This window comes from Streptomyces sp. NPDC055287 (assembly GCF_053646035.1).
Genome location: NZ_JBSHNE010000010.1, coordinates 60390 through 76326, shown reverse-complemented (window position 1 = coordinate 76326; position 15937 = coordinate 60390). Strand labels below are relative to the sequence as shown.

Annotated in this window: 13 protein-coding genes; 1 reads left to right on the top strand and 12 read right to left on the bottom strand. The window is 70.1% G+C overall.

The features are described 5' to 3' along the window. Positions 1-6 precede the first annotated feature (6 nt). The 3 genes from ACWIHY_RS17905 to ACWIHY_RS17895 are packed head-to-tail and all read right to left on the bottom strand — an operon-like array spanning position 7 to position 2532. Entirely contained in the window at positions 7-1659 is a 1653-nt protein-coding gene (locus ACWIHY_RS17905) for an LCP family protein (protein ID WP_454376592.1), read from the bottom strand. 52 nt (positions 1660-1711) lie between these two features. Then, entirely contained in the window at positions 1712-2326 is a 615-nt protein-coding gene (nadD, locus tag ACWIHY_RS17900) for a nicotinate-nucleotide adenylyltransferase (protein WP_454376591.1), read from the bottom strand. A 38-nt stretch (positions 2327-2364) separates the two neighbouring features. After that, on the bottom strand, positions 2365-2532 hold the full coding sequence (locus tag ACWIHY_RS17895) for a hypothetical protein (protein WP_454376590.1): 168 nt from the start codon (positions 2530-2532) through the stop codon (positions 2365-2367). Between the two features lie 192 nt (positions 2533-2724). Here ACWIHY_RS17895 and ACWIHY_RS17890 point away from each other — a divergent pair, with 192 nt between their 5' ends. Next, positions 2725-3789 (top strand): M48 family metallopeptidase, encoded by a 1065-nt coding sequence (locus ACWIHY_RS17890; protein WP_454376589.1) that lies wholly within the window; start codon positions 2725-2727, stop codon positions 3787-3789. Here ACWIHY_RS17890 and ACWIHY_RS17885 read toward each other — a convergent pair. The 9 genes from ACWIHY_RS17885 to obgE form a co-directional block, all read right to left on the bottom strand. Next, positions 3786-4907 carry an SCO2583 family membrane protein gene (locus ACWIHY_RS17885; RefSeq protein ID WP_454376588.1) on the bottom strand — a complete coding sequence of 374 codons (1122 nt, stop codon included), beginning with the start codon at positions 4905-4907 and terminating at the stop codon, positions 3786-3788. The genes ACWIHY_RS17890 and ACWIHY_RS17885 overlap by 4 nt on opposite strands. A gap of 111 nt (positions 4908-5018) precedes the next feature. After that, the gene (locus ACWIHY_RS17880) at positions 5019-5615 is read right to left on the bottom strand and encodes an SCO2584 family spore wall biosynthesis protein (RefSeq protein WP_454376587.1); all 597 of its coding nucleotides are present in this window, start codon (positions 5613-5615) and stop codon (positions 5019-5021) included. 77 nt (positions 5616-5692) lie between these two features. Then, entirely contained in the window at positions 5693-6988 is a 1296-nt protein-coding gene (locus ACWIHY_RS17875; protein WP_454376586.1) for a glutamate-5-semialdehyde dehydrogenase, read from the bottom strand. A gap of 120 nt (positions 6989-7108) precedes the next feature. Further along, entirely contained in the window at positions 7109-7594 is a 486-nt protein-coding gene (locus tag ACWIHY_RS17870) for a hypothetical protein (protein ID WP_454376585.1), read from the bottom strand. Positions 7595-7727: 133 nt separating this feature from the next. Next, the gene (gene proB, locus ACWIHY_RS17865; RefSeq protein ID WP_454376584.1) at positions 7728-8855 is read right to left on the bottom strand and encodes a glutamate 5-kinase; all 1128 of its coding nucleotides are present in this window, start codon (positions 8853-8855) and stop codon (positions 7728-7730) included. Positions 8856-9103: 248 nt separating this feature from the next. After that, the gene (locus ACWIHY_RS17860; RefSeq protein WP_454376583.1) at positions 9104-10333 is read right to left on the bottom strand and encodes a glycosyltransferase family 2 protein; all 1230 of its coding nucleotides are present in this window, start codon (positions 10331-10333) and stop codon (positions 9104-9106) included. 185 nt (positions 10334-10518) lie between these two features. Beyond that, the gene (locus ACWIHY_RS17855; RefSeq protein ID WP_454376582.1) at positions 10519-12633 is read right to left on the bottom strand and encodes a hypothetical protein; all 2115 of its coding nucleotides are present in this window, start codon (positions 12631-12633) and stop codon (positions 10519-10521) included. Between the two features lie 135 nt (positions 12634-12768). Further along, positions 12769-14268, bottom strand: coding sequence for a D-ribitol-5-phosphate cytidylyltransferase (locus ACWIHY_RS17850; protein WP_454376581.1), 1500 nt, complete (start codon positions 14266-14268; stop codon positions 12769-12771). Positions 14269-14496: 228 nt separating this feature from the next. After that, positions 14497-15930 (bottom strand): GTPase ObgE, encoded by a 1434-nt coding sequence (obgE, locus tag ACWIHY_RS17845; RefSeq protein WP_454376580.1) that lies wholly within the window; start codon positions 15928-15930, stop codon positions 14497-14499. Positions 15931-15937: the final 7 nt, after the last annotated feature.

Sequence of the window (15937 nt, the reverse complement as noted above, 5' to 3'; positions counted from 1 at the left end):
ACGGGATTACTTCACCTTGAAATCCTGGCCCAGTACGACCGTCACATCGGCGTTCGCGGCGGCCTTCCCCTTGCGCACCGCGCCCGCCGGCAGACCCAGTGTCTTCGCGACCTCTTCGGCCGTGGCCTTCTTGGCCGCCTCGCCGTAGCTGACCTGCGACGACGTGACCACCGCGGTGGCCTTGCCGGAGTCCACGAACGTGTAGCCGCCATTGACCAGCGCGATCCGAGCACCCTCCGTGGCGTCCGTGTCCCCGTGGGCGTTCCTGACGACGACCCGGACGGCCGCGCCCTGCTCCGGGCTGCTGGCCGTGCCGCCGAGGATGTCCTTCACCACACTGTCGGCGGCGGAGTCGCTCAGCCTGCCGTCGGGCTGGACCGGCAGCTGCGCCGTCTCGTAGGCGCCGCGCTTGGCGTGCTCGGCGAGCTTGGCGAGCGACGCACCGAGGTCCTTCTCCGGCAGCGACGGGTCGAGGATCTGCGCCAGCGTGCGGATGGTGGTGGTCGCGGCCTGCGGGTCGTCCGAGATCTTCTTCAGGACGCCCTGCATCACGTGGCCGAACCGCTGGAGCTGCTCGGCCTCGGCCTCGCCCGGCGCCCGGTAGGTGGCGTACGCGACGGCCATCCGGCCGCTCAGCGTCTGCTCCTTGCCCTGCCTCACCACGGGAGTCGCGCCCTTCTTGGTGTCGGGCACATCGGTGTCGGTGTCGATCTCGATGTTGCCGACCAGCTCGACGAGGTTCTCCAGGTAGGGGGTGTCGAGCCGCCAGGTGCCGCCGATCTTCGTCCCGAGTACGGAACCGATCGCCTCGCGCGTGCCTGCCGAACCGTCCTCGTCGACCGACTTGGCGAGCGTCGTCGTGATGCCGTCGTCGTTCGCGACGGAGAGCGCATTGGGGAGCAGCACAGTGGTGCCGCGTTCCGTCGTGGTGTTGTCCACGAGGAGCACGGTCGACGTGGCGCCCTTCGTGGTGTGCAGGTGCACCGCGATCACGTCGCGCTTCTGCGGCCCCGACGCGGCATCCGGAGCGTCCTTCTTCCCGGCGAGACCGGGCAGCATGCCCGCGTACCAGAGGTACCCGACACCGCCCGCGACGACGAGGGCCAGGGCGACGACCAGGGAGACCACGCGGTTGCGGCCCCGGCGCCTGGCCTCCTCACGGCGTTCGGTGCGGCTCTCGGTGAACTTCAGCCAGTCGATGACGTCTTCGGAGTTCTCGTCCGGCTCTTCGACGAAGGAGAACTGCTCGGTCGCGTACTCGTTCTTGGGACGGCGCTGCTCGGGCACGGGAACGGCCTCGCGGACCGGCTCCGGTTCCGGCGCGCGGGCCGGGGCAGGAGCAGGCGCGGGAGCGGGCGGGGGCGCGGCCTGTTGCGGAATCCACTGCTGCTGCTGAGCGGTGTCGACATACCCGTACTGCTGTTGCTGCTGTTGCTGCTCTTGTTGCTGCTGCGCGTACGGGTCGTACGCCGGCTGCTGCTGGGCGTAGGGGTCGTAGCCGTACCCCTGCTGCTGTTGCGCGTCGTACTGCTGCTGTTCCTGCTGCTGTGTCGCCTGCTGGTACACCGGCTGCCCGTACGCGTCGTAGCCGATGATCTCCGGCTGCCGGGCGTACGGATCCTGCGCGTACGGGTCGTACGGGTAGTGTCGGTCGTTCACCGGTGCCCCTCTCCCTGCTTGTCTGTGCTCCCCGTACGGCCGCGGAGACCGCTCAGTCGCGGTACAGCGCGCGCTTGTCGATGTAGCGGACCACACCGTCCGGAACGAGGTACCAGACAGGCTCGCCCGCCGCGACCCTCGCCCGGCAGTCGGTCGACGAGATCGCCAGGGCCGGAACCTCCACCAGGGACACACCGCCCTTGGGCAGCCCGTCGTCCGTCAGGTCGTGGCCGGGCCTGGTCACACCGATGAAGTGGGAGAGCGAGAACAGCTCCTCCGCGTCCCGCCAGGTGAGGATCTGGGCGAGCGCGTCGGCGCCGGTGATGAAGAACAGGTCCGCGTCGCTGTTCAGGTCGCGCAGGTCCCGCAGTGTGTCGATGGTGTACGTCGGACCGCCGCGGTCGATGTCGATCCGGCTCACCGAGAACTGCGGGTTGGACGCCGTCGCGATGACCGTCATCAGATAGCGGTCCTCGGCCGGGGAGACCTGCTTGTGGCTCTTCTGCCACGGCTGCCCGGTCGGTACGAACACCACCTCGTCGAGGTGGAACTGGGCGGCCACCTCACTGGCGGCCACCAGGTGTCCATGATGGATCGGATCGAACGTCCCGCCCATCACGCCGAGTCGGCGCTTGCCAGGACCGCTCGGCCTCTGCTGCTTTCCCATGCGTGCAGAGCCTACTGGCCCCGTCCCGCGGCCCTGCCTCAGCGGTCCCGATTGAAGCGCGTGGTGATCCACAGCAGCAGCAGGAGCGCCAGGAAGGCGCCGCCGCCGGTGAGGTACGGGTTGAGGGATTCGTGGTTCCCGCCGTGCTCGCCGCCCTCACCGGAGGCGAGGGTCACGAGGGAGACAGCGGTGCTGTGGAGGCTCATCTTCGGCAGGACCTATCGGGAGTCGGAGCGGAGACTTCGCGGACATCGTATGCGGGCGGTGCGGGCACGCTCACGCCGACTCAGTCGTTCACGCGTTGTCCGGCCCCGGGAACCGGCCGAGCGCGCCGCGCGTGAGCGCTTACGCTGAGGCTGTCCGGGGGACGGGAAACACTCGTAGACAGGGGGCCACACATGACCGACGGCAATCACGAGAACGTACCGAGCCGCAATCGCCGGCGCTTCCCGGGCATCTCGTCCCGGGCGTACGAACATCCGGCGGACCGCTCGGCCCTGGTGGCCCTGCGCAAGCTCACCGGCTTCGACACCGTGTTCAAGGCCCTCAGCGGGCTGCTTCCCGAGCGGAGCCTGCGGCTGCTCTTCCTGTCCGACTCGGTGCGGGTGAGCGAGGCCCAGTTCGCCCATCTGCACGCGATGCTGCTGGACGCCTGTTACATCCTGGACCTGCAGAAGGTCCCTCCGATGTACGTCACGCAGGACCCGAAGCCCAACGCCATGTGCATCGGTCTCGACGAGCCGATCATCGTGGTGACGACGGGCCTGGTCGAGCTGCTCGACGAGGAGGAGATGCGGGCGGTCGTCGGCCACGAGGTGGGCCACGCACTGTCCGGCCACTCCGTCTACCGCACGATCCTGCTCTTCCTCACGAGTCTGGCGCTCAAGGTCGCGTGGATCCCTCTCGGCAACATCGCGATCATGGCGATCGTGACGGCGCTGCGCGAGTGGTTCCGCAAGTCGGAGCTCTCCGCCGACCGTGCCGGTCTGCTGGTCGGCCAGGACCTCCAGGCGTCGATGCGCGGCCTGATGAAGATCGCCGGCGGCAATCACCTGCACGAGATGAACGTGGACGCGTTCCTGGAGCAGGCCGAGGAGTACGAGGCGGGGGGCGACCTGCGCGACTCCGTGCTGAAGATCCTCAACGTGCTGCCGCGCTCGCACCCGTTCACCACGGTGCGGGCCGCGGAGCTGAAGAAGTGGGCGGAGAGCCGCGACCACCAGCGGATCATGGACGGCCACTACCCGAAGCGCGACGAGGACGGCGACACCTCCGTCACGGACTCCTTCCGCGAGTCCGCGTCCCACTACGCCGACACGGTACGCACCAGCAAGGACCCGCTGATGAAGCTCGTGGGCGACATCGCGGGTGGCGCGGGCGACCTGGGCGGCAAGCTGCGGGACAGGTTCACCGGCGGCAGCGGCAGCACCAACGGAAGCAGCGGCGACACCGGCAAGAGCTAGCCGCCGCCCCGCGTGCTGGGCATCGCGCTCGGCGCGAGCGTCCCGCACAGGGCCGCCGTGGCCGGGCCCGTCGCGTACGGGTCCGTCCCGGCCGGCCCCTCGGACGAGGCGCGCTGCCCGGCCAGGACCGGCCGCAGGTGACTCACCGCGTCGGCCGAGCACGCCTGGGGCCCGGCCTGGACGTACGAGGCGAGCAGCTCGGCCCGGTGCATCCGCAGGTCGTCGCGGTCGAAGCGGAAGTGCAGCTCGCGGCGGACGGTGAACAGCGACGCGCCGTCCGCCCGCGCGTCCCCGGCCGAGGAACCCGCCGGGCGCAGCGCGTACACAAAGGTGTGGTCCGAGGTCACTTCGAGGCGGTCGGACTCGGTCTCCTCGACACGCAGGACGCCCTGTACGCGCGCCTGCGGGCCCACGACCGTCACCTTCGCCGGGTCGAAGCGGACCAGCCATCCCGTGGCCGCGTGCCTGCCGTCGTCGGCCGGGGCGTCGAAGCTGCGGTCGAACTGGGTCAGCTGGTCGGGGTCGAGCAGCGCGCGCACCGGCCGGACCGTGGAGCCTTTCAGTACGCCGGGGTCGAGGGACGACTCGACGAGGTAGTCCTTCGTGATGGTCAGCGCGGCCATCACCTGCCCCTCCGAGAAGTGGGTGGTGCGCCGCGCCGACGGCATGGTGATGCCCTCGGCGCCCGTCCGGAACTGCGCGGCCGGACTGCGCTCGAAGAGCTCGGCGGGCTCTCCGCCCGGCACCCGGCCCTCCGGAGCCAGCGGTATCACCGTCGTCCGAAGCAGCCCCGCGCGCGCGGCCGCCGGCGGCTGGTACGGATGGCGTACGCCCATGTAGATGGCCGTACCGAAGGCGATCGCGACCAGCAGGACGAGCACCAGCGCCTGCATGGGTCCGGCGCCCCTGCGGCGTTCCCCGCCCCGCGCCCGGCCCGACCACACGGGGCGGCTGCGCACGGCCCTCTCATGGTCGTCCATCCGCTCCTGGGCGGAGTACTCCTGGAGGCGGGCAGCCCGCACAAACGATTCGTCGAAGACGACGGACCGGTATTCGTCGTCGCTGCCGCCCGGGAGGCCCTCGGGGGCCCCCTCAGGTGGCTCTCCGTGCCCTGCCATACCTTCAGGGTAGGTCGGCGGAAGGGAACGTAAACGCCCTGGTGCGCGACAAGTTGTGACGACTTCCGACACGGAGCGTGATCGGCGGAGGTCCGGCCCCCTCGGGCCCGGTCAGGGCGCGCTGCGCGGAACCGCGGGCGCGGCGGGTGCGGAGTACTCGGCGGACGCTGAGGGGTCGGCCGGCCGCGGGTTGTCGCTCGTCGCGGGCAGCGGCACCTGGTCCTCCCGCCCTCCGGACGCCCCCCGGTAGACCGCGGTGAAGGCGAGCGCCACCATGCCGACGCCCATCAGCAGGGCCAGCATCCAGGCCACGGGCCGGTGCCAGCGCGCATGGCCCCGGTACGGCCGCAGGGCGCCGCCGTGCCGCCCGTACGGACCCGTGCCGTCGCCGTACTCGTCGTCGGCGTCCAGCGGCCCGTACGCGCCGTCGTGGCCGGGTTCCCGGACGCCGTACTCGGAGCCGTACCCGTCGTCGTAGAGGTCGTCGTCCGGGGAGAGCTTGCCGGCTCGCGCCCTGGCCGCCTCGGCCTCGGCGCGCGCCTGGGCGGCGGACAACAACCGCTCGACGGCGGTCGGTTCATGGATCTCGGCGGCCTGTACGAAGTCCTCGTCGAACACCACGGAGGCGAAGTCCTCGTCCGCGCCTCCGCGGTCGTCGTCGGGCTCCCAGCCGTCCTGGAACGGCTTGCCCCCCACGTCGTCCGGCACTCGTTCAGCCTAGACCTGGACGGTCGTTTTGGGCAGAGAACGTGCAAACCACGAGGCGTCGTGCCGACGGTTTTTCCTCAGCGCGTGTGGCCGTCGCCCGTCACGATGTACTTCGTCGAGGTCAGCTCGGGCAGACCCATCGGGCCGCGCGCGTGCAGCTTCTGCGTCGAGATCCCGATCTCGGCGCCGAAACCGAACTGACCGCCGTCCGTGAAGCGTGTGGACGCGTTCACCGCGACCGTGGTCGAGTCCACCAGCTGCGTGAAGCGCCGGGCAGCGGCCTGCGACGTCGTGACGATCGCCTCGGTGTGCCCCGAGGTCCAGCGGCGGATGTGGGTGACGGCCCCGTCCAGCGAGTCGACGACCGCGGCGGCGATGTCGTACGACAGGTACTCGGCCTCCCAGTCGTCCTCCGTGGCCGCCACGACGGCCGCCTTGGACCCCTCGGCGTACGGGAGCACCCGCTCGTCGCCGTGGACCGTGACGCCCGCCTCGGCGAGCGCGTCCAGGGCGCGCGGCAGGAAGGCGTCGGCGATGTCCTGGTGAACGAGGAGCGTCTCGGCCGCGTTGCAGACGCTGGGCCTCTGCGCCTTGGAGTTCACGAGGATGTCGACGGCCATGTCGATGTCCGCCTCGGAGTCGACGTAGACGTGGCAGTTGCCGGTGCCCGTCTCGATCACGGGGACGGTGGACTCCTCGACGACCGTACGGATCAGGGACGCGCCGCCGCGCGGGATCAGCACGTCGACCAGACCGCGGGCGCGCATCAGCTCGCGTACGGAATCGCGGGACTCCCCCGGCACGAGCTGCACGGCGTCGGCGGGCAGACCGGCCCCGGCGATCGCGTCGCGCAGGACGCCCACGAGGGCCGTGTTGGAGGCGTACGCCGACGAGGAGCCGCGCAGCAGCACCGCGTTGCCGGACTTCAGGCAGAGCGCCGCCGCGTCCACGGTGACGTTCGGCCGGGCCTCGTAGATGATCCCGACGACGCCGAGCGGCACACGTACCTGCCGCAGGTCGATGCCGTTGGGCAGGGTGGAGCCGCGTACGACCTCACCTACCGGGTCGGGCAGTCCCGCCACGTCCCGGACGTCGGACGCGATGGCGGCGACCCGCTCGGCGGTCAGCGTCAGCCGGTCGATGACCGTCTCGCTCGTGCCGGCGGCGCGGGCCTTGTCGACGTCCTTGCCGTTGGCCTCGACGATCTCGTCCGTACGGGCCAGCAGCGCGTCGGCGACGGCCAGCAGCGCGGCGTCCTTGACGGAGCGCGGGAGTGGCGCGATCGCGTCGGCGGCGGCGCGGGCCCGCCGGGCGGTCAGCGTGACGGGGGACGCGGCCGTGTCGGTACCGGCGAGAGGAGAGTGCGAGGTCATACCCGCAGGGTAATGCGCGTTCTGTGGGCATTCACCGGGTATCCCGCTCCCCGAGACGGGGACGCACCCGGAGCGGGCCCCCGGAGCGCCGGGACACGGCCGCCCCGACGGTCACGGCATTCAGTACGGATGCACACCGACCGGCGCCGCGGGCGGCGGGCCGTACCCCTCGGCGATCCGCAGGTGGTAAGTGTCGCGGTCGATGACCTCCAGGCCCACGATCTCCCACGGAGGCAGCTTCGAGGTCGACCGGTGCTCGCCCCACAGGCGCAGCGCGACGGCCGCGGCGTCGTGCAGGTCCCGCGCCTCTTCCCAGTACCGGATCTCCGCGTGATCGTTGGCGTACCTGCTGGTCAGCAGGAACGGATGGTCGTGGGCGAGCTGTTCGAGTCCTCGCCTGACCTCCTGCAGCGGCGCCTCGGCGCCCGAGACGCTGAGGGTGATGTGCCAGAGCCTCGACACCTCCCGCGTGCCGTGGGCCTCCTGGCCGGATGCCTGCCCCTGGTCCGGCTCCGGGGCGTCGTCGAAGTCCGCCCCCGCCCCGACACTGGTCAGGGCTCGCTCGGCCGTCCCTCGGGGCAGCGCCCCCGGACGCGCTCGTCTCACCGGCGGCCTCCTGTAATGCGTTGCTGTGCTGTACCCCGCGCTGTTTCCCCCGCAACAAAGTTGACCAGTCCTGGGCCTGGCGCGGGGCCGTTTTCGTGAAGGTCTCTGTCGCGAGGCGGGTCTTTCAGCCGTTTCAGGAGTGGAGAACCACCAGATCGTCCCTGTGTACGACCTCGCGCTCGTACGCCGGCCCGAGCTCCTTCGCCAGGTCACGGGTGGAGCGGCCGATCAGCTGCGGGATCTCCTTGGCGTCGTAGTTGACGAGTCCGCGCGCGACGGCGACACCCGCGGTGTCCCGCAGTTCGACCGGGTCGCCGGCGCTGAACTCGCCCTCGACGCGGGCGATTCCGGCGGGCAGCAGCGACGTACGCCGCTCGACCACGGCTCGTACCGCCCCGTCGTCGAGTACGAGCGCGCCCTGCGGCGTCGAGGCGTGGGCGAGCCACAGCAGCCGGTCGGCGCTGCGGCGGCCGGTGCGGTGGAAGTACGTGCCGGTGTCACGGCCGGCGAGGGCGTCGGCGGCGTGGATGGCGGAGGTGAGGACGACGGGGATGCCGGCGGCCGCGGCGATCCGCGCGGCCTCGACCTTGGTCACCATGCCGCCGGTGCCGACCCCGGCCTTGCCCGCGCTGCCGATGGAGACGTGGGCGATGTCGTCGGGGCCGCGCACCTCGTCGATGCGCGAGGTGCCGGGGAGGCTCGGGTCGCCGTCGTACAGCCCGTCCACGTCCGACAGGAGGACCAGCAGGTCGGCCCGTACGAGGTGGGCGACGAGGGCGGCGAGCCGGTCGTTGTCGCCGAAGCGGATCTCGTCCGTGGCTACGGTGTCGTTCTCGTTGACGACAGGGACCGCGCCCATGGCGAGGAGCTGGTCCAGCGTCCGGTAGGCGTTGCGGTAGTGCGCGCGGCGGCTGGTGTCGTCGGTGGTCAGCAGCACCTGGCCGACGCGCACGCCGTACCGCGCGAAGGAAGCGGTGTAGCGGGCCACCAGCAGGCCCTGGCCGACGCTCGCGGCGGCCTGCTGCCGCGCGAGGTCCTTGGGGCGGCGGGCGAGCCCCAGCGGCGCGAGTCCGGCGGCGATGGCGCCGCTCGACACGAGCACGATCTCCTTCTCGCCGCCGCTGCGCGTCTTGGCCAGTACGTCGACCAGCGCGTCGACCCGGTCCGCGTCCAGGCCTCCCGACGCGGTGGTGAGTGAGGAGGAGCCGACCTTCACAACGATCCTGCGGGCTTCTGCTGCGCCCTGCCTTGCCCCTGACACGTACAGACCCCACTCTTGATCGCCCGGTTCTCCCCGCAATGTACGTGAGCCGCTCCGGACGCCGCCTCCGCATTTCGCCCCGTGGACGGCCGGCCACGGCCGCCGTCACCGCACCGGTCACCACGCCGGTCACAGCGGCCGGCCATCCGCGCTCGACGCGGGCGGCACCGGCCCGGCACCGCCTCCGGCTCATCTCCGTTGCCACCACGGGGAGTCGGGAGATGATCCGGAGGCTGCGTGACTGCCCGTCAGGAGCGGACCGGGCGGCCCGCCACCGCGCCGCGCGCCATCCTGCGCAGCCTGCGCACCACGCGCCGCGCGAAGGACGGCTGGGGCCGGCCGGCCCGCGGCACGCTCACGCGCACCCCGCCGACCCACTCCGCGACCGTGACCGCGAACATCTCGTCGGGCACGCCCGCCTTCTTGTCCCGGAAGTGCGGGTACGCGAGGTACGGCTTGCCGGCCGAGCCCTTGCGGATCACCTCGGGAACCTCCTTCGCCTGGAGGAACTTCAGGTGCTCCTCCAGGAGATCGGCCCGCCCCTCGGCGACGTAATGCAAGCGCAGCCGCTCCGGAACCTTCAGCCGGCGGGCAACGCCGGGCGTCCAGTACTTGTCCGTGAGCGGCTGCGCGAGATCGAGCTTGTCCTGGCGGGTGGCGGTCTTCGCCTTCAGCCAGCGGTGGTCGAACTGCGGGAGTAACGTGATCACGAAGGGCCGGATCATCAACTCGTCGCGCTTCTCGCCCGGCGGGAAGAGGTCGGCGATCAGGTTCATCAGGGCCTTCGCCGAATCGAAGCGCATCGCGTAACTGCCGCTCTGCGTGATGTGCTTTCCGTCGTCTCGGCGCACGATGTAGAGACAGACGTAGTCGGCGATGATCGAAACCCCGGCGCTTCGCACATAAGCCTCAAGGGTGAAGCGTGCGTCCTCACCGGTGTACAGCTGCTGATCGAAGCGCATCCCGTGCTTCTCCAGCAGCTCGCGCCGGAAGAGCTTCTCCGCGCTGAGCGTGAATTTGATGTTGGAGGAGAAGAGATCCGTACGCTCCAGCGTGCGGCCGAACATCGACTTGGGCGCACCGCGCCCGACGCCCTCGATCTTGCCCAGCACGACGTCCGTGCCGTTGCGGTCGGCCATCGCGACCATGCGCTCCAGCGCCTCTTCGCCGAGGTAGTCGTCGGCGTCGAGGAAGAACACGTAACGGCCGCGGGCCATGTCGAGGCCTACGTTTCGGGGGCCGCTGGGTCCACCGGAATTCTCCTGGTGAACGACGCGCGTAGCGACCTTGCTCCTGGCTGCGAATTCGTCGAGATACGCTCCGGTCCCGTCGGTCGAGCCGTCATTGACAGCCACGATCTCTATACGGTCGGCACCCAGCGTCTGGGCTTCCACCGAGTCCAGGCAGGGGATCAGGTAAGGCATCGCCTCGTAGGCACCGATGATCACGGTTACATCGGGAATCTCGACTGCGGCCATGCCCGTCTCATTCTCTTTCATCGACATCCAAGACAGTCGGCACATGGGTGTGGGTTGTTCACCATCGTTACTTTTCCACGTGACGCTCGCCACATCCCACACGAAAGGCCCGGCAGGACGTCTCGAAAGACGCCCTGCCGGGCCTGATTCATATGTTTGTCTGGGTATCAACCAGCTGTCGGGGGTCAGCCCGCCACGGTCGAGTCGATTCCGGTGGCCTCCGGAGCGGAGTCGCTCGGGTCCGCGGCGACCTCGTCGCCGGTGCGCTGGGCCACCCCCTGGTTGCGGGCCCCGGACTTGGCCGCCAGGGCCCTTACGGCGTCGTTGAACTGCACGATGGACGCGGGCTCGTCGGGTCCCAGCAGGTACGCCTTCAGCTCGCGCCGTGCCTCCGCCAGCGGGTCGGCGCCCTCGCCGCCCGTGATGGCGGCGAGCAGCTCACCGAGCTGCTCCGCGTCGTTGTTGAGGATCACGGCGGCGCGTACGGCGGTGTTCTGCTGCTTGAACTCCTCGACCCCCAGCTCCGCGGAGTCGGTCACGGCGTACGGCTTGCCGCTCGCGATGAAGTCCGACACCACGCTGGAGATGTCGGAGACCATGCCGTCCGACTCGTTGAAGCAGTCGTACAGGCGCGGCTCGGCCCCGGTGATGACCCGGTGCTCCCACCAGCCGAAGGAGCGCCAGTACGCGTCGTTCCACTCGTCCCTCAGCTGCGCCAGCTCGGCCTCGCGTGCCAGGTCGGGCAGGGCGTCACGGGACGTCTCGGCCTCGTCCTTGCCGTTCTTGGCGCCGGCCTTGCCCTTGGCACCCAACTCGCCCAGCCGCGCGTCGATACGGGCCAGCTCGGCCTTGGCCGCGGCCTGCTCCGCCTGGAGCGCGGCGGCGTCCTTCGCCCAGCGGGGGTCGGTGGCACGGTCGGCGGCGGCCGCCTCCACCATGGCGGTGATCCGGGCGTGAACGGCCTTGGCCTGGGGGCTGCGCGTCCCGGTGAAGGGGTGCGGCTTGTAGAGCACCCGGACCGGCTGCTCGGCCTTCAGCAGGCGGCTGACGATGTTCTCGCCGGCCAGCAGGATCGAGGTGTTGCCCGGGCTGTCGTCCCAGCCCTCCCACGTGGGGGCGTACAGCACGGTGGGGACGGGATTCTTCGGCGTACCGCTCCAGGGCTGGATCGGGGCGAGCTGCGGGCGGCCCACCTCGACGATGTCCTCGTCGCGGACGCCGACGTCGGCGAGCGCGTAGCGGTCGCGGCCGGCCCGGCCCGCGCTCCACACCTCGTCGTACACCTTGCTGAACGGGTTGATGCTCGCGACCTTGTCGCTGTCGCCGTGCCCGATGAAGACGTGCTTCATGGTGGGCACGCGCAGCATGTGGATGTTCTTGCCGACGTTGGCGGCATAGAGCGCGACGCGGACTGTGGACAGGTCCATGTTCATCAGGTGGGTGGCGCTCGGGACGCAGATCACCGGCACGGACGTCGGGCCGAGCTGCGGCACGATGTGGCGCTCGCGCAGGACGATCAGCGGCCTGCCGTCGAGCTGCTTCATGGTGTCGAGCCACATGTTGACCTGGTACGCCGACTCCCGGGAGCCGGAGAAGTACAGGACCGTGGTGGGCCGGTAGTCGCCCAGCCAGGCGTCGATGCCCTCCAGGACCGTCTCCGCCGCCGGCACCCGACGGCCGCGCCGCGTGTACGGCAGCAGCGCCGCGACGTACGCGACGGCCAGCGTCAGGGTGAGCGCGAGGCCCGCGTAGCCGACGGCGTACGTTCCGCTCTGGACCGCGATCAGCACGCCCGCGACGGCGAAGACGTCGAGGTGCAGCATCTTCTCGGCGGACCGGTTCAGCAGCCGCTGGGGCGGGGCCGGCGGGATGTTCAGCATGCCGAGGTCGACGTTGCGGGTGACGACCGGCATCCGGCGGCGCAGGCGGATCAGCGTGACGAGTGCGCCGTGCGGGGCCTGGAGCGCGTAGAAGAGCAGCAGGGAGGCGATCGTCACGTAGAAGATCGTCTGCTCGGCCAGCTGCATGCGGGCCAGCAGCAGGATCAGCAGCAGCTGGCGCACCAGGAAGCGGATCGAAAGACCCGCCCGGACCTTGCCGAGACGGTTGATCAAGTAGCTGCCGCGCCGGTGCAGATGCCGGTCCGCGAGGTACGTCGCGGCGACGGCGGCCGCGAAGAACCAGAGGTTCGGGATCAGCGCGGCCAGCATGACGCACGGATACCCGAGGCCGATGACAGCGGCGGCGGCCAGTTCGGACCCGCTGCCCACGCGGGCCAGGCGGATGGCGGTCGAAATCACGAAGAACCTGCTCCAGATGGGTGCCGGTTATTGACGATGCAATGGAATTGTGAAGTCCGGTTTCACGAAGTCGGGCCTCTGTAAATCGCTGTATTGGCGACTACAGAGGCCCGAATTCTCAATTGTCAAGCAGTATTACACATCTTCCTGACGGTCAAGGACGGCCGCGAGAGCCTGCTCGAATCCCGACGCCTCGGACGCGCCACGGGTCGGGTCCACCTGCCGTACGTCGATGACGTGACCGGTGAGCTCCGAGAGCAGCACGTCGAGCGACGTACGCGCCACAGCCTCGGACGACAGCAGCGAGCCCGCGGGCTCGTCGCCGAACGCCTTGGTGCGCATCGGGGTCGCCGTACGCTCCGGGTTCACGCAGTTGACGCGCACGCCGTCGGCCGCCCACTCGTCCGCGAGGGCCTGGGTGAGATTCACCATGGCGGCCTTCGTGGAGGAGTAGAGGCTGTACTCGGCGCGACCGCGGGTGTAGCTGCTGGACGTGTAGAGCAGCAGCTGGCCCTTGGTCTCCGCGAGGTACTTGTGCGAGGCGCGGGCGATCTGCACGGGGGCCAGGTAGTTGACGTTCAGCGCTTCCTGGATGGTCGTGTTGTCCGTCTCGGCGAGCTTGCCGATGCGGAGCACGCCCGCCGTGTTGATCACGTAGTCGACGCGGCCGGTCTCCGAGTACGCCTTCGACAGGGCGTCGTCGACGTGCTCGGGGTTCTCGACGTGCGTACCGGTGGTGGAGCGGCCCAGTGCGTACACCTTGGCGCCGTACTGCTCGGCGAGGGTCGCGATGTCCGCCCCGATGCCGTACGAACCACCGAAGACGACCAGCGTCTTGCCGGCGAGAAGTTCGCGGTACGCGGCCTCGTCGGCCTGCTGCGGGGCGGCGGTGGAGGCGAGCTGGAACAGCTTGTCGGCGATGAAGACGTCGACCGGCTGCGTCACCTTCATGTTGTACTCGTCGCCCGCCACGACGTAGATCGGCACGTCCGGCAGGTACTTCAGGACCACCGAACAGTCGTCGGTGGCCTGGAAGTTGGGGTCTGTGGCCGCGACCTCGTACGCCTTGCGGATGGTCGACAGCTTGAAGGCCTGCGGGGTCTGGCCGCGGCGCAGCCGGGACCGGTCCGGGACCTCCGTGATGAACTCGCCGTCGCCACCGTGCGTACGCGTCACGATGATCGTGTCCGCGGACGGGATGGCCACGTCGACCGCCTCGTAGCGCTCCAGCGCGTCGACGCAGTCCTGGATCACGCGCTGTGACAGCAGGGGGCGCACCGCGTCGTGGAAGAGGACGTTGCGGTCCTCTCCCTCGGCGAGGCCTTCACCGAGCGCGGAGATGGCGCGCTCGGTGGTCTCGTTGCGCGTCGTACCGCCCTCGATGACCTTGGCGACCTTGGTGAGGCCGGCCTTCGCGACGATCTTCTCGACGTCGGGCACGTACCCCGGCGCCATGAGAACGATGATGTCGTCGATGCCCTCCGCCTGCTGGAAGATCGACAGCGTGTGCTCGATGACCGCCTTGCCCGCGATCTTCAGCAGCTGCTTGGGAATCGACAGACCCACGCGCTGACCGGTGCCACCGGCGAGCACGACTGCTGTGGTTCGTGGCTTGGCTATGGGCTGCACAGACACAGACGACCTACCTTGCGGGGGCTGGGAGACAACGCGATCGTCGCACTCTCCGTGACCGTCTCGCAAGGCGGCCGTCGCTCTGCCGACACCTGTGCGAAACCTGGACCGATTCTCAACCGCCGGGCGGGCTCACGTGTTTGAGCCCGCCCGGCGATCAATGAGACGTCCTGGAGGGCGTCGCGGTTCACACCCATGGGGTGAGTGATGCCACAGGGAGTGGCGGCCCGCCTAGAAGGGGTCGAACTCGTCGTACTCGCGCTGCGAGTCGTCGCGCTGCGCCTCACGGTCCTTACGGCGGGTCGCCGCCGGACGCGGGGCATCCAGACGGTGGTCCTCGCCACGGCGGCCGAGCATCTCCGCGCCCGCCATCATGGTCGGCTCCCAGTCGAAGACGACCGCGTTGTCCTCCGCGCCGATCGCCACCGCGTCACCCGCGCGGGCACCGGCCTTCATCAACTTGTCCTCGACGCCGAGGCGGCTGAGGCGGTCCGCGAGGTAGCCCACGGCCTCGTCGTTGCTGAAGTCGGTCTGGCGCACCCAGCGCTCCGGCTTCTCGCCGCGCACCCGGTAGACGCCGTCCTCCTCGGTGATCGTGAAGCCGGCGTCGTCGACGGCCTTCGGACGGATGACGACCCGGGTCGACTCCTCCTTGGGCTTCGCGGCGCGCGCCTTGGAGACGACCTCGGCCAGGGCGAAGGACAGCTCCTTGAGGCCGATGTGCGCGACCGCCGACACCTCGTAGACGCTGTAACCACGCGCCTCCAGGTCCGGGCGGATCATCTCCGCGAGGTCCTTGCCGTCCGGGATGTCGATCTTGTTGAGGACGACCACACGCGGCCGGTCGCCCAGACCGCCGTACTGCGCCAGCTCCGCCTCGATCACGTCGAGGTCGGTGAGCGGGTCACGGTCGGACTCGAGCGTCGCTGTGTCCAGTACGTGCACGAGCACCGAGCAGCGCTCGACGTGACGCAGGAACTCCAGGCCCAGGCCTCGGCCCTGGCTCGCGCCGGGGATCAGGCCCGGTACGTCGGCGATCGTGTAGACGGTCGAACCCGCCGTGACGACACCGAGGTTCGGTACGAGCGTGGTGAACGGGTAGTCCGCGATCTTCGGCTTGGCCGCGCTGAGTACGGAGATCAGCGAGGACTTGCCGGCGCTCGGGTAGCCGACCAGCGCCACATCGGCGACGGTCTTGAGCTCCAGGACGATGTCGCCGCCCTTGCCCGGCTCACCGAGCAGCGCGAAACCGGGCGCCTTGCGGCGGGCCGAGGCCAGCGCCGCGTTGCCGAGGCCGCCGCGGCCGCCTTCGCCGGCGACGTACGTGGTGCCGTGCCCGACCATGTCGGCGAGGACGTTGCCGTCCTTGTCGAGCACCACGGTGCCGTCGGGCACGGGCAGGATCAGGTCCTGTCCGTCCTTGCCGGAGCGGTTGTCACCGGCGCCGGGCTGGCCGTTCGTGGCCTTGCGGTGGGGGCTGTGGTGATAGTCCAGCAGGGTGGTCACGGACTGGTCGACAACGAGGGTGACGTCGCCGCCACGCCCGCCGTTGCCGCCGTCCGGGCCGCCGAGCGGCTTGAACTTCTCACGGTGTACGGAGGCGCAGCCGTGGCCTCCGTTACCCGCGGCGACATGCAGTTCGACGCGGTCCACGAAGGTGGTCATGGGTGGG